Source organism: Meridianimarinicoccus roseus, assembly GCF_003172915.1.
In the GTDB taxonomy this organism is placed as follows: Bacteria; Pseudomonadota; Alphaproteobacteria; order Rhodobacterales; family Rhodobacteraceae; genus Meridianimarinicoccus; species Meridianimarinicoccus roseus.
The window spans coordinates 1-13287 of record NZ_QGKU01000051.1; the positions used below are offsets into that span (position 1 = coordinate 1).

The 13287-nt window shown below is 61.5% G+C and carries 12 protein-coding genes and 2 pseudogenes; 10 read left to right on the top strand and 4 right to left on the bottom strand.

Annotated features, from left to right (window positions below; all coding sequences use genetic code 11):
- The 3 genes and pseudogenes from DKT77_RS21150 to DKT77_RS21560 all read right to left on the bottom strand — a co-directional run.
- Nucleotides 1-692: pseudogene (locus DKT77_RS21150) on the bottom strand (hypothetical protein); the annotation flags it as partial.
- Nucleotides 693-740: 48 nt separating this feature from the next.
- A complete protein-coding gene (locus tag DKT77_RS21155; protein ID WP_238547690.1) occupies nucleotides 741-1232 on the bottom strand; it encodes an SIR2 family protein in 492 nt (163 codons plus the stop codon).
- Nucleotides 1233-1566: 334 nt separating this feature from the next.
- Nucleotides 1567-2022, bottom strand: coding sequence for a DUF1643 domain-containing protein (locus tag DKT77_RS21560; RefSeq protein ID WP_420798328.1), 456 nt, complete (start codon nucleotides 2020-2022; stop codon nucleotides 1567-1569).
- 437 nt (nucleotides 2023-2459) lie between these two features.
- On the opposite strand from DKT77_RS21560, the gene DKT77_RS16925 reads away from it, so the two are divergent.
- The 4 genes and pseudogenes from DKT77_RS16925 (at nucleotide 2460) to istB (ending at nucleotide 6068) form a co-directional block, all read left to right on the top strand.
- Complete coding sequence (locus DKT77_RS16925) at nucleotides 2460-2990, top strand: uracil-DNA glycosylase family protein (RefSeq protein WP_109812858.1); 531 nt, start codon at nucleotides 2460-2462, stop codon at nucleotides 2988-2990.
- Between the two features lie 480 nt (nucleotides 2991-3470).
- Nucleotides 3471-4358 carry a hypothetical protein gene (locus DKT77_RS16930; RefSeq protein ID WP_109812859.1) on the top strand — a complete coding sequence of 296 codons (888 nt, stop codon included), beginning with the start codon at nucleotides 3471-3473 and terminating at the stop codon, nucleotides 4356-4358.
- A 363-nt stretch (nucleotides 4359-4721) separates the two neighbouring features.
- Nucleotides 4722-5270, top strand: a complete 549-nt coding sequence (locus tag DKT77_RS21565) for a transposase (protein WP_420798327.1) — start codon at nucleotides 4722-4724, stop codon at nucleotides 5268-5270.
- A pseudogene (gene istB / locus DKT77_RS16940) lies at nucleotides 5267-6068 on the top strand (IS21-like element helper ATPase IstB). The gene DKT77_RS21565 and the pseudogene istB overlap by 4 nt, the downstream one beginning before the upstream one ends.
- 286 nt (nucleotides 6069-6354) lie before the next feature.
- Here the strand turns inward: istB and DKT77_RS16945 are convergent.
- Nucleotides 6355-7251, bottom strand: coding sequence for a LysR family transcriptional regulator (locus DKT77_RS16945; RefSeq protein ID WP_109812860.1), 897 nt, complete (start codon nucleotides 7249-7251; stop codon nucleotides 6355-6357).
- Nucleotides 7252-7441: 190 nt separating this feature from the next.
- Between DKT77_RS16945 and DKT77_RS16950 the strand changes: the two genes are divergently transcribed.
- From DKT77_RS16950 to dctP, 6 genes are all read left to right on the top strand, one after another.
- A complete protein-coding gene (locus DKT77_RS16950) occupies nucleotides 7442-8458 on the top strand; it encodes a hydroxyacid dehydrogenase (RefSeq protein ID WP_109812910.1) in 1017 nt (338 codons plus the stop codon).
- A complete protein-coding gene (locus DKT77_RS16955; RefSeq protein ID WP_109812861.1) occupies nucleotides 8455-9135 on the top strand; it encodes an RraA family protein in 681 nt (226 codons plus the stop codon). The genes DKT77_RS16950 and DKT77_RS16955 overlap by 4 nt, the downstream gene beginning before the upstream one ends.
- A 28-nt stretch (nucleotides 9136-9163) precedes the next feature.
- The gene (locus DKT77_RS16960; protein ID WP_109812862.1) at nucleotides 9164-10120 is read left to right on the top strand and encodes a Bug family tripartite tricarboxylate transporter substrate binding protein; all 957 of its coding nucleotides are present in this window, start codon (nucleotides 9164-9166) and stop codon (nucleotides 10118-10120) included.
- Nucleotides 10121-10215: 95 nt separating this feature from the next.
- Nucleotides 10216-10677 carry a tripartite tricarboxylate transporter TctB family protein gene (locus DKT77_RS16965; RefSeq protein WP_109812863.1) on the top strand — a complete coding sequence of 154 codons (462 nt, stop codon included), beginning with the start codon at nucleotides 10216-10218 and terminating at the stop codon, nucleotides 10675-10677.
- A gap of 3 nt (nucleotides 10678-10680) precedes the next feature.
- The gene (locus DKT77_RS16970; RefSeq protein WP_109812864.1) at nucleotides 10681-12177 is read left to right on the top strand and encodes a tripartite tricarboxylate transporter permease; all 1497 of its coding nucleotides are present in this window, start codon (nucleotides 10681-10683) and stop codon (nucleotides 12175-12177) included.
- 134 nt (nucleotides 12178-12311) lie between these two features.
- Nucleotides 12312-13286 carry a TRAP transporter substrate-binding protein DctP gene (gene dctP / locus DKT77_RS16975; protein ID WP_109812865.1) on the top strand — a complete coding sequence of 325 codons (975 nt, stop codon included), beginning with the start codon at nucleotides 12312-12314 and terminating at the stop codon, nucleotides 13284-13286.
- Nucleotide 13287: the final 1 nt, after the last annotated feature.

Below are 13287 nucleotides of genomic sequence, written 5' to 3' on the forward strand. Positions count from 1 at the left end.
TGATCGATGAGGCGAGGATGCAGGCCAAGTTGACGAGCCGCCCACCAGGCGATCACTGGCGCTTGGAATGACTTTCCGATCCAGCGGACGAGATGCCACAACCGGGTTGGCATTGCCTCATGGCCCTCTACCTGGCGTCCTCCGAGGCGGTGCAAATCGGGCGGGTTGTCGTCGCCACTCCGCCATTCGAGCAGGTTATCGTTTCTGGTTCCCCGTCTGAAATCCTCATCACTGATCGGACCAAGATCATCATCGAAGCCATATGCCTGCACGGGATCGAACTCTTCGGCATCTTCCCCGTATCCGCTGCACTTCTTGGCATTGCGAACGAATGCATCGAGGACGCAAACCCACTCCGGGTGTGGTGATGGTTCGGCGTCGGCAAATGCCTTGGCTCCCGGAACCGAACGTAGGACATGGGCGACCTGGCCACGCTCGTGCGGTGATATCTCCTTCGGGTCACGTTGCGCAGAAGCGACGACCCGGCTCCGCCAGGCACGTGGGTCGTCAGCCCGGTCAGCCCAAGCTTCCATGGTCTGCCATAGGTGGCCATGATCTTGATAGGCGATGGCAGTTACGCCCCGATCTCGCCACTTGGCTTCAATTTCCTCCGGCTCCCCTCGGTCGAAGGCATAGAGGCGCGTTCGGTCGAACTGACCATCATGGTTGAGCCCTTGAAGGAGGTACTTCACGTGCGGGTCTTCGGCCTGATACCCGACAAAAACGACGGTATATCGTTCCTACAGGCCGCTGATGAACTTCGTGGCCCATGCCTCGGACAGATAGGCTCTGCCGAAATCTGCACTGCTCAGCACGTAGGGGTGTTGGGTCGCATCTGGTGCAACAAGTCGCCCGTGTAGATAGGTGATACCATCAATTGGTGATCCGAATGACAGATCAGGGAACGCTGGGGGAATATGGGCCGGGATACTGCCCGCTTCGTCGCCAAGTTCGAACAGGTGATCGAAGTTGGTTGTCACGATCTGGGGGACGCCACTCTGGTTCGACGATATCCGCTTCACCAGGCTGTGTTCATGACCTTTGGTTGCTGCTGTTGATGGGACCAGCAACCGCTCTGTTACCAGTGCGTTGACCTCATCCCGACCATATTCCTGGTGCAGAAGGTTGAAGATCTGATCGAGGGGAACATTTGCTGCTGCTGGATCGTCTCGCCAAGGGGCGAACGCCTTCATTGCCTCTGATTCTTCCGGCGGATCGAAAAAGTCGATCACGTGCTGCGTAAGCCCGAGAAACGTTGGCATCCCTGAATTGAATGATACTCCCGCACCACATAGGAAGACGACCCGTCCAGCGTCGCAACGCTCCAAGAGGAGATCGGGAATAGAAGGGGCGTCGGAAAAAAATCGCATATTGAAGGTTCAACAATCTTAGCCAGTTCTGCCAGTCATGGCATTGTGAAGTTTTTGCACCGTGAAACCCGCTCAACCTCTGGCGCTCCGCAAAACAAGAGGCTCTTCTAATGGTTGAACTCATATCTGCCGCACTTCGGCGAACTCGGCAATGGGTAATGTCCGCAAAGGGCCGTCATCTAAGGATCAATTGACGTTACTGGGCTTGCAGCTCAAAAATTGCGGGAAATCTGCGGGGGTGCCGCGGGGAGCCATCCCTGTTGGTGGCCACACGGCAGATAGGTGCTCTGCGGCAAATCTCGAGAGCGTCATTCGCGTATTCGATCCACCTTGGATTTTGTCGAAGCCCACCGTAGGCGAGAGCCACACAATCAGAGCGGCGAGCGCAACGCCGAATATGTTCGAGGTTCTCGACTGAACGTTCCTCGCCTTCCGGAAGCTGAACTGGGTCGGTTGCACGGTAGTCCATAACGTTGAGCAGAAAGAGCCTGCCAAAGTTCAGACGACGGGAATGACGCGTGAGTTTTCGGGAGGTTGCGTCGTCCAACTCATCGGTTGCCGACGATGGGTTCATGCAAAGCCACATTATTGTTGGGCCTACACCCCAGCCTCGACGGAGGTATGGGCGGTAATTTCCGCAATCAGAGAACACAGCAGAACCTCGAACGTCATCGTCCAAATCAAATGTGCGACCTAATTGGCGCTGGATATCTGGATACCCCTCAGCAATGTGAGCCTCTTACAAGCAGTTGTTGAAGCGAGCTTATATGGCAATCCGCTTTCGGAAAGCTGCAACGCAGCATCATGGGCATGCCTCTATGATCGGTTTGGGCCGGAGTGACGGGTGGCAATTTCTGCGCTTGCAAGATGCTGGGCGATAGCATCCTGCATAGAGGACTCGAAGCGGCCACGCGGCGGCGCGGCGACCACGGGAGCCTCCCCGGTCAAGACCACCGTCGCTTCCGGCCCATAGCCGCCACCTACATCAGGCGAAATGCTGCCGGGTGACATCGTCAAAGCAGACATTGCCCTTTCGGGTTGAGACTATTCGTTTGGAGGCGAACATTATTATCGGTTAGACATGTTGCCATGTGTATCCAAGCTGCAGACTTCAGGAACGGTGATGCCAACCATAGAGTGCTTTTCGTTGGCGCATGTCCGGGACGTGAAGAAGAGGAAGAAGGAAGGCCATTTGTCGGCCAAGCCGGACAGAACCTCACAGTAATGTTGCAGAGACTACATGCTCTGCATCCGGGCATCTTTCCCACGGAACGCCTGGATGACTATAGCTTGATCAATGCTCACTCTCTCCCGAGGTATAGGGGGCGTGACGGCTACGATGGAAGAACACAGCCACTGAAGCGCGAGGTTTTAGCTGAGGACAACTGGGCCAGGTTTTCAGCTCAAGTAGAGCACCTGCAGCCGACAGTCATAGTGTATCTCGGGAAGGCGGCTGAGTTTGCTCATGAAATCTCTCAAAACGCGGCAAATGAGTTTCAAGCCTACAGAACGGGCCATCCGTCGGCCCCAGCTTGGAACACAAGGCCCGAGTATGTGGGTATGGGGCGAAACGCAAAGCTGCATCAGTGGGCTGAGCATCGATTTGAACAAATACCCTGACTGCGAGCCTGACGTAACTCGCCTTTAACGGCCCTAACTGCCTTTCGCCTATTATCCCAGTGCTGCAGTGCAGCTCGTCAGAGCTGCCGTACGCTGGACGACTCCCGGAAGGAGGCGATGTGCAGCGGATGCTCGGCATGCCGCCCTCAACCAACCGGACAGCGAAGGGCAGACGACCAAATCGTGAGGAGGCATGGCTACGATCAGGTTTCAGATTGAAACTGCAGTGATCTCCATTTCCATCAAAAGACGTGATGCGACCTCTTCACCTTCTTGGTCGTCGGAACATTTTATTTCGAGTTGGTCTGTGCCGCCGGAGCTAAAATAGGAAAACAAGCTTTAACAGCATCTTCTTCTATTTTGGGGCTTGTATTTGCTTCTTTAGTTGCAATTTATGGCGCTATGGTTTTCCATAAATCAGGTCAGCAATTTTGCGCGACAAGTTTCCTTGCGCACGTCATGAAGTATCAAGGAGAACGCATGAAGGTTCGCATGGGTGAGATGGGCGACATGGTCGCCAATATGAGCGCCGCCGAACTGGAACGCGAGATCGCCTCACCCGACAAGCTTCGCATATGGGAGGGAACGGCCGGGTGGAGGAACTTGCAGGTGGCCTGGGCGCCTTTTGACACCGTCGAGAATACGGCCCGCATCGCGATCTTCGGGGTGACTCCGGGGCGGGAGCAGATGGGCAATGCCCTGCGCGCCTATCACAAAGCACGTCTGGGCGGCTCAGACCACCTGGTCGCAGTGCGCTACGGCAAAGGCACCGGTGCCTTCTCGGGGGAGATGCGAGACACGCTCATCCGTCTCCTCGACGAGGTCTCGATCCCGCGCCTCCTTGGCGCAAATTCAAGCCAAGCTCTCTGGGGCGCGCAGGCCAAACAGGTTCACTTCAGCTCGGTACTGCGCTGGCCCGTCTTCTGCGACCAAAAGGACAAGCATAAGATCCTGCAGCCTCTGCAGAATTACACCGGTGGAACCCCGTCGATCACCGCCCAGAGGATCTTCAGAAGCATGCTGAAGAATGTGCTTGTTCCGGAGATACTTCGCCTGCCAGAGGACTGCCTCATCGCGCCATTGGGCTCGGCGGCCCAAAAAGCCATGACTTATGCCCTGTCCGGGGTCTCCGGCTTTGATCAGAAGCGCCTCCTTATCGGGCTTCCGCACCCCAGCGGTGCTGCGCGCGACGTTTCAAGCCAGTTTCTTGGCGATCCGCCGAGCCCTACACGGAAGAAGCCGCTCAACCCGGCGTACCGGGAGGATGCAATGCGCCTGCGCCGTGTGGTGAAGGGTTTGATCGAGGCCGATCAACGGCCGACATGCCTCGCCTCGGATACCTCCCTGAACACGCAAAGGCAGATTTAGCTCTCGTCTGTCAGATCCGTGTTCAGCCCGGCCATCCGGTCATTGTCCAATAGCGACACATCCTTTCAGCATTCCATGGTGCCGGATTTCGTTATGACGGTGACTTTGGCCTGCCTTCTGCCGATCCCTCAATCACACCAGGACTCCACGCGCGCAGTGGAGGCATTGAAGCGCAGAGAAACCTGCTAAAGTGGACAGTCCGAGGGAAGCGTCCGATCCCTGAAAAGCCCGACTCAGTTGTCAGTCCCATACGGCTTCATCATATGGCCCAGCTTTTCGTAAGCGGTGTCGCCGCCCCACGTTGTCGATGAGACCAGTCATTGCGAGTTGATACGCATCCGAAGAGATGGAGTGCGTTTCGCAATGTTCGCAAAGAGTTCGTTCCTCACAGCACTTGGTGTTGAGGTGTTTGCCTCCGGCCAGAGGCGTTGGCCGGATCATGTGAAGGCGCAGGCCGTGTCAGAGACCCTGGAGCCCGGCGCGACGGTGTCGGGTGTCGCGGCGCGCTACGAGATCATGCCGAGCCAGCCGACGGCGTGGCGACGGCTGGCCAAGGAGGGTACCCGCGATCTGGCCGCGATGTCTGATCTGCCGGCGTCGCCGTTCGATGCCTGCGATCAGGCCACCGGACGAGTGAACTCCCAAGCCCTGGTGCGCTACAAGACCAACGATTATGTGCAAGTCCTGCGCCTGCTTGAGACCTTCGACATCGATGATCTCCACGCGGCGGTGAAGAAGGCGCTGCAATTGGGCGCGGTCGGCTTCGATGCCGTGAAGCACCTCGCCCTCTGCCATGTCGAGAAACGGCCGCCCAAACTGGACCTCGATATCTATCCCTACCTGCCACGCGCGAATGTCGGGACCACCTCGGCGGCCAGCTACATGTCCCTGCTGTCGGGGGATGCGGCATGACCGACACTCCGAAGATCCTGCTCGCGGATCATCTGAAGACGCTGAAGCTACCCACCTTCCTGCGGGAATATGAGAAGCTGGGCCGCCAATGCGCCGCCGAAGGGCAGGACCATGTCCAGTTCCTGGCCCGTCTGGTCGCGCTGGAGCTGATCGATCGTGAGCGGCGAATGGTGGAGCGCCGCATCAAGGCCGCGTCCGCCACGGGCCTCGAACCGGTGGCGGCCTCGTGGCGAACTCCCGACGACCAAGAGCCTCGACAGCTTTGACTTCAAGGCGATCCCCAAGCTGAACAAGATACAAGTGCTGGAACTTGCCCGTTGCGAATGGATCGGCCGGCGCGAGAATGTCATCGCCCTTGGCCCGAGCGGCACGGGCAAGACGCATGTGGCCCTCGGGCTTGGACTGGCGGCCTGCCAGAAGGGCATGTCGGTCGGCTTCACCACCGCAGCCGCACTGGTCAACGAGTTGCTGGAAGCGCGTGATGAACGCCGCCTCCTGCGCGTCCAGAAACAGATGGCCAGCGTCAAACTGCTCATCATCGACGAGTTGGGCTTCGTGCCGCTGTCCAAGACCGGCGCCGAACTCCTGTTCGAGTTGATCTCGCAGCGCTACGAGCGCGGCGCCACGATGATTACCAGCAACCTGCCATTCGACGAATGGACCGAAACCTTTGGAACCGAGCGCCTCACCGGCGCTCTCCTCGACCGGCTGACCCACCACGTCAACATCATCGAGATGAACGGTGAGAGCTACAGGCTTGCACAGAGCCGCGCTCGAAAAGCCAAAGCCCCAACCTGATCATCCACAATGGGATTGGCCCTGCGGGCCAAAGCGCCATGGCTCGCGCCAGCTATCTGGGGAGCGCGCGCGCCATGGCGCCTCGCGCCCTGCCACTGGCCTGGTATTGCACCGCCACGTGGCCGGTTTTTGCTCCGCCGTTAACACTTTTCCCGTTTAAAGTGAGGGCATCATAGTGATCGACGTGGTGATCTTTCACACTCATACCGTGGACTTCTGCCTTATGCCCGCTTTCAAGGAAAAAGCGGTCGGGTGTTCATTGCAGCAATCGGAAACATGGGCGCGGTCAGGATCTCGTTGGCCGGACCACTCCGTAGTCGCCGCAAAGGTCCGCGAGAACCGCGTGCAGAAGGGCGATGATCTCGGCACGCGGCGCCGCAGTCCTTTCGACGATGCCGATCTGGCGGGTCACCTGCGGGGCGCCGAAGGCCAGGCGCATGATGTTCAGATCCTCGGGTTCCTGCAGGGCGACGTGCGGAACCACCGATATGCCCAAGCCTTGCCGCACGCCTGTGACGATCGATCCGATGGTGTCGATTTCGGCCACGTCATTGGTTACCACGCCGAGACGGGACAACTCGGTATCGATCAGGTTCGCCAGCGGCACGGCGCTTCGGAAACGGATGTAGGGCCGTGTATTCAAAAGTTCGATCGGGTCGCTCGCTTCCATGCCACGAGGCACGATCACCCAGAGCGGTTCACGCAAGAAGGGGCTCCAGCGCAGGGTGTTGGGAATGCCGAGGTGCTCCGCGACGATGGCGGCATCGAGCCGACCGCCGGCCACATCCGCGATCAGGGTTGAAGACAGTGACACACGCAGGCTTGGCTTCAGGTCCGGGTAGCGCCCGCGCATCTGCACCATGGCGCGCGGCAGCAGGTTCAGCGCGCTCGACCTCACCGACCCCAGCATCAGCGTCCCGGCGATCTGATCGCCGCGCAGGCTGGCCTTGGTGTCCTCGGCGCGGCGCAAGATATCTGAAGCCATTTCAATAACTTGAACTCCCTCCGGCGTGATCCTGGGCGGTCGCGTGGAGCGGTCGAAGATGGTCACGCGCAGTTCTTCCTCAAGCGCGTGAACCTGTTGGCTGACGGCCGAGGGTGTCAGGCCGACAAGGTCCGCCGCCTGCGCGAAAGTGCCATGGGATTGAATGGCCAAAAGGGTCTTCAGTTGCCGGGTGTCCATGCTTAGATCCAGTTTTTCTGAATCTACTAACCAGAATTACGCGCTTTTGTGAAGACATTCTTGGCGTTACGGTTTCAAACCAAGGAGGAAACCCACGATCCGGTTTGGGAGACCGCTGTGGGCCAATCGACAGACAAGAGAAACGAAATGGCGCGCCCCGTCGCTTCGGGACGCTATGGAGACATGCGCGATGAGCAAGACGATCCTCGTGACGGGGCCCGACCTCGATCCGTCCGCGGCCCGGCTGGTGGCGGACCACGGTTACCAGACGGTGCATACCCCGCCCTATGCTGACAGCGCCGTGATTTCCGAATTTCTCCAGCAGACCGGGGCCGAGGGCATCGTGTCTCGCATGGGCCGCCTGGATGCTGCCGTGATGGATGCCGCGCCGCAGCTCAAGGTGATCTCGAAACATGGCGTCGGGGTCGACAACATCGACATCCAGGCCGCCGCCGACCGGGGCATCCCTGTGCTGGTCGCGACCGGTGCCAACGCGGTGTCTGTGGCCGAGCATGCCATCGCGCTGCTGCTGGCGACGGTCAAGCGCGTAGTTCCGCTTGACGCAAGCCTGCGCGCCGGACGTTGGGAGAAGCCAGGTTTCCTGGGGCGCGAGATCGCCGGATCGACCTTGGGCCTGATGGGCATGGGAGCGATCGCACAGGCGACGGGCCGCATGGCCAGGGGGCTGGGGCTGAAACTGGCAGGGTACGATCCCTACGCGCACGACAGCGCTTTCGAGACCCTCGGCGTCACCCGATGCGCAACGGTCGAAGACCTGCTGGCCCGGTCCAACATCCTGTCGCTGCATTGCCCGCTGAACGAGCAGACGCGCGGTCTGCTGAACGCGGGCACCATCGCGCGGATGCCGGAAGGCGCCTACGTCATCAACACGGCGCGCGGCGGCCTCATCGACGAGCCCGCGCTGGTCGCGGCGATCCGCTCCGGTCATCTGGCGGGCGCCGGGCTCGACACTTTCGCGTCCGAACCGCCTGCGCCCGACCATCCGTTCTTCGCCGTGCCGGAAATCGTGCTGACGCCGCATATCGGCGGCGTGACGCGCGAGGCCGGGGCGCGCGTCGGCGTCGATGCGGTGCGCGGGATATTCCAGGTCCTCGACGGGCAGCCCGTCGCCCCTGAACGCATCATCAATCGCAAGTTGCTGGCCGCCGCGCAGGCGGAGTCGGCCAAAATGGAGAAACAGCCATGACCATCGGGTTCCGCATTCTCAAACGCGACCGCGTTGCCCCAGCCGAGCTTGTCGCCGAGTTCGCCAAGCTGCCCGTCGCCAACGTGTCCGACAGCATGTCGCGCATGACCGCCGCGGGGCCGACGTTGCGACCCATGCACACATCCGGAGGCATGGCGGGCGTCGCGCTGACGGTCAAGGCGCGCCCCGGCGACAACCTGATGCTGCATGCCGCGATCGACCGGGCTATCCCGGGGGACGTGATCGTCGTCGATGCCGGCGGCGCTCTGGACAACGCGCTCATGGGCGAATTGATGCTGGCCTATGCCATCAAGAAGGGCGTCGTCGGCTTTGTCATCAATGGCGCGATCCGCGACCTGGACAACTTCCGCGAAACCAACCTGCCGACATGGGCAGCGGGCGTGACGCATCGCGGCCCCTACAAGGATGGCCCGGGCGAAGTCAACGTCCCCGTCGCCATCGACGGCATGGTGATCCACCCCGGTGACATCGTCATCGGCGACAGCGACGGCGTTCTGTGCGTCCCGATCGACGAGGCCGAAACGGTCCTGAAGGCTACGAAGGCGAAATCAGAGAAAGAGATCAAACAGATGGCCGCCATCGAGGCGGGCACCAACGACCGGGCTTGGGTCGACCGCGCGCTCAAGGAACGCGGCTGCGCCCTGCTCGAAGACTGAAAACACCCGCATGTAAAGGAGGAGTGACATGCTCAACATCTTCAAGAAGACCGCCATTGTCGGTACGATGTGCATTGCAGCAGGCGCGGCGCTGGCGCAGGACTATCCCGCAAAGCCCATCGAGGTAATTGTCGGCTATTCCGCCGGGGGCGGGACCGACGTGATGGCCCGCACAGCGGCGCCCTTCATTGAGAAATACCTCGGCGACGGCGCCAGCCTCGTCGTCAAGAACATGCCGGGCGCCTCGGGCCAGATCGGTGTCACGGAAGCGGCCAATGCCGCGCCGGACGGCTACACCTTGGGCACCTTCAACCTGCCCGGCATGATGGCACGTACCATCGACCGCAAGGCCGACTACGACCGCGACAGCTTCACCTACCTCGCCAATGTTGTGAACGACCCCAACGTGATCGTGACCTCGAAGAAGAGCGGCCTCGACACGATCGAAAAGCTGCTGGAAGAGGCAAAGGCCAACCCCGGCGCAATCACCGTCGGCATGTCGAGCCTTGGCGGCGACGATCATTTCGCGCTGATCAAGCTTCAGAACGCCACCGAGACCGAGTTCACCATCGTGCCGTTCAAGGGCTCGGCCCCTGCACGGACCGCGCTGTTGGGCGGCCATGTCGCCATGGGCATCCTGAACATCTCGGAAGTGGCCGAGTTCCAGGACCAGCTGAATGTGCTGGGTGTCGCCACCAGAGAGCGTTCGGAATTCGCGCCTGACCTGCCGACCTTCCAGGAACAGGGCCTCGATCTCGTGAACGGCTCTTTGCGCGGCTTCATCGCGCCGGCCGGTCTGCCCGAGGACGTTCAGGCCAAGCTGATCGACGCCTTCACCCAGCTGAAGGACGACCAGGAATTCCTCGACGCCATGGCCGCGACCGCCAACCCGGTCGAAATCGTGACCGGCGACGATTTCAAACAGCTCACCTCGGAGCTCTATGACCTCGCCAGCGGCGTGTGGGAAACCAGCCCCTGGAACTGAGGCCGCATGCGTGAGGGGGCAGGCTCCCTCACGCACCACTTGCGCGGGGGGCGGCGCCCCCTTCGCCCCTCATCCCTTTCACCAAAGGCTTACCCATGTCCGAGAGCCGCAATTCCCGCCTGAGAAGGCCCGAGACCCTGACCGCGCTCGGCATCATCCTGGTCGCCGCGGGCTTCCTGATCCCGACCTCTAACCTGCGCGCGATTTCTGCGCTGCTGCCTGCCGCGATGCTGATCGGCCTTATCGTCCTGTCGGTTGTCCTGCTGCTCGCCGACCAGCGCACGGCCAGCGCGGGCGAAAAAGCCGCGCCGGTGACCAAGGCACCCAAACGGGTGATCGGCGCCTTCCTTCTGATCGTCGGCTATGCGCTCGCGACCGATTTCATCGGGTTCTACGTCAGCACCACCGTGACCATCCCCCTCGTGGCCTGGGTCTTCGGCTATCGCAGCCCCCTGGGCCTCTTGATCGCGACGGTCATCGTGGTCGGCACCATCTGGGCGATCTTCGATTTCGGGATGTCGCAGGACTTCCCCACCGGCCGTCTTTGGGGAGGCTGATTCATGTATTCCGAACTGCTCCACGCCCTGCCGGACGTCTTCGCCCTGACGAATTTTGCCGCTGTCGTGATCGGCGTGATCGCGGGCATCGTCGTCGGCGCAATGCCGGGCCTCTCGGCCACAATGGCGATCTCCGTCCTCGTGCCCTTCACCTTCGGGCTCGAGCCGCTGGTTGCGCTCGGCCTGATGGCGGGCATCTACAACGGCGCGATGTACGGCGGCGCGATCCCCGCCGTGCTGCTGCGCATCCCCGGCACCCCCGCCGCCGTGGCAACCACCTTCGACGGCTACCCGATGGCGCAAAAGGGCGAAGGCGGCTTCGCGCTTCAGGTCGCGGTCGTGTCGTCGGCGTTTGGGGGCATCGCCTCGGCCTTTGCGCTGATGCTGCTGGCCCCGCCGCTGTCCAGGGTCACGCTGCTCTTCGGACCGTCCGAGGTGTTCTGGGTCGCGGTCTTCGGCCTCGCCTCGATCATCTTCCTTCTGGGCGGCAACCCGGTGAAGGGACTGATCTCGGCCTGTTTCGGGGTCTTCGTGTCCGTCATCGGCTCGGACCCGATCTATGGCAACGACCGCTTCACCTTCGGCCAGCTGGAAATGCTGGACGGGATCAACATCGTGATCCTGCTGGTCGGTCTTTATGCCCTGCCGCCGGTGATGGACCTTCTGGAAACACCTCTCAAGACCGATGGCGTCAATGCGTCCAAGCTCGGAACCGTGTCGATCTGGAAGGCCCTGCCACGCATGAATTATTGGAAGACCTGGCTGCGCGGTTCCTTCATCGGCATCTGGATCGGCATCCTGCCCGGCGCGGGCGGCTCCATGGCGGCCTTCATGTCCTACAACGAGGCGCGCCGTACCTCGAAAACCCCCGAGACCTGGGGCGAGGGGGAACCCGAAGGCGTCGCCGCCGCCGAGGTCGCCAACAACGCCGACACCGCCTCCGCGCTGATCCCCGCGCTGACGCTGGGCATCCCCGGCACCGCCGTGGCGGCCGTCATGCTGGGGGGGCTCCTGGTGCACGGGCTCCAACCCGGCCCGATGCTGTTCCGCGACAATCCCGACATCGTCTTCGGCTTCATGTGGCAGTTCCTCTTCGGCGCGATCCTTCTGATCCTGCTGGGGGGATCCTTGGCGACCAACAGTTTCGCGCGCCTGCTGAACCTGCCGCGTCCGCTGCTTGGGTCGGTGATCATCGTGCTCATGCTGATCGGCGTCTACTCGATCCATGGGCGTATGTTCGACGTCTACCTGATGCTGGGCTTTGGCGTGATCGGCTGGCTGATGGACCGGCTCAAGTTCCCGCTGCCCCCGGTGGTGCTGGGTCTGATCCTCGGCGGCTTTGCCGAAGAGAACCTGCGCCTGGCCCTGCGGATCGGCCGCGGCGATCCGATGATCCTGTTCCAGAACGTGACCAGCCTCGTTCTGGTTGCGCTGACCGTGGCCGTGATCGTCGGTCCGACGCTGAAAAAGCGGTACGTCGACAGCCGCAGAACGGCATAAGGGCCCGCCCGCACCGAACCACCCGCGCGGAATGGCGCGCCCTGGCACAAGAAAAGGCTTTTGCGCCAAGGCGAAAGAACCAAGGAACCGGGGCGCAAATCCCGGCCAATCATCTCTAAAACCGGAGGAACACCATGACCATCAAGACACTGGGCACCGCGGCGCTGATCGTCGCTTCGACTGCCGTCGCTCATGCCGACGACTGGACGGCCTACACCTATTCATCCGTCTCCACGACATCCGCCGTCAAGGGCATGAACCGCATCGTGGAGCGTGTCGCGGCCGAGACCGAAGGGGACCTGACCATCGACCTGCACCTTGGCAAGACGCTGCAGATCGCCTCTGCCGACATCACCCAGGCCGTGGGCGACGGCATCATCGATATGGCGGCGGACTATTTCTTTTCCGGCAGCGTGCCGATCGCGCGCGTGCTGAACCTGCCGATGCTGATCGAGAATGACGAGGAATGGAACAAGGCCTATGCCGCGATGGAGCCGACGCTGATCGAGGCCTTCGGCGATCAGGGCGTCGTGCTGCTGGGCGGCTACCGCTACCCCGAGCAGACGATCTTCACCACCTTCGAGATCACCTCTCTGGGCGATCTCGAGGGCCACAAGATCCGCGTGACCTCGCCCGAACAGGGTGCGTTCATCGAGGAATTCGGCGGCGCGCCGATCACCCTGTCGGGCTCCGAAGTGCCGACCTCGCTGGAACGGGGCGTGATCGAGGGCGTGCTGACCGCCTCGGCCGGCGGCGCCAAGAACTGGCACGAATTCCTGCCCTACAACTACCGGTTCGCCGTGAACTACGGCAACTCGATGATCATCGCCAATGCCGACAGCTTTGCCGCGCTTTCCGAGGACACGCAGGCCACGCTGCGCAGCATCGTCGCCGAAGAGGGCCCGAAGACCACCGAGGAGTTCCTCGCGGACGAGGAGGCGCAGAAGGCTTCGCAATCCGAGGCCGGTATGACGCTGGTCGAGGCCGCCGGTGGCGAAGTCGACATGGCCGCCGAAAAGCTGGCGCCGTTCTGGGAATCCTGGGCCGAGAAGAACGGCCCGGAATACGTCGAAGCTCTCGCCACCGTGCGCGCGGCCGTCGGCAAGTAAC

What these genes read in the sequence shown, in the direction of transcription:
- dctP (WP_109812865.1), top strand. Translation starts at nt 12,312, where the DNA reads ATGACCATCAAGACACTGGGCACCGCGGCGCTGATCGTCGCTTCGACT.
- DKT77_RS16950 (WP_109812910.1), top strand. Translation starts at nt 7,442, where the DNA reads ATGAGCAAGACGATCCTCGTGACGGGGCCCGACCTCGATCCGTCCGCG.
- DKT77_RS16945 (WP_109812860.1), bottom strand. Translation starts at nt 7,251, where the DNA reads ATGGACACCCGGCAACTGAAGACCCTTTTGGCCATTCAATCCCATGGC.
- DKT77_RS16960 (WP_109812862.1), top strand. Translation starts at nt 9,164, where the DNA reads ATGCTCAACATCTTCAAGAAGACCGCCATTGTCGGTACGATGTGCATT.
- DKT77_RS16925 (WP_109812858.1), top strand. Translation starts at nt 2,460, where the DNA reads ATGTGTATCCAAGCTGCAGACTTCAGGAACGGTGATGCCAACCATAGA.
- DKT77_RS21565 (WP_420798327.1), top strand. Translation starts at nt 4,722, where the DNA reads ATGTTCGCAAAGAGTTCGTTCCTCACAGCACTTGGTGTTGAGGTGTTT.
- DKT77_RS16970 (WP_109812864.1), top strand. Translation starts at nt 10,681, where the DNA reads ATGTATTCCGAACTGCTCCACGCCCTGCCGGACGTCTTCGCCCTGACG.
- DKT77_RS16930 (WP_109812859.1), top strand. Translation starts at nt 3,471, where the DNA reads ATGAAGGTTCGCATGGGTGAGATGGGCGACATGGTCGCCAATATGAGC.
- DKT77_RS16965 (WP_109812863.1), top strand. Translation starts at nt 10,216, where the DNA reads ATGTCCGAGAGCCGCAATTCCCGCCTGAGAAGGCCCGAGACCCTGACC.
- DKT77_RS16955 (WP_109812861.1), top strand. Translation starts at nt 8,455, where the DNA reads ATGACCATCGGGTTCCGCATTCTCAAACGCGACCGCGTTGCCCCAGCC.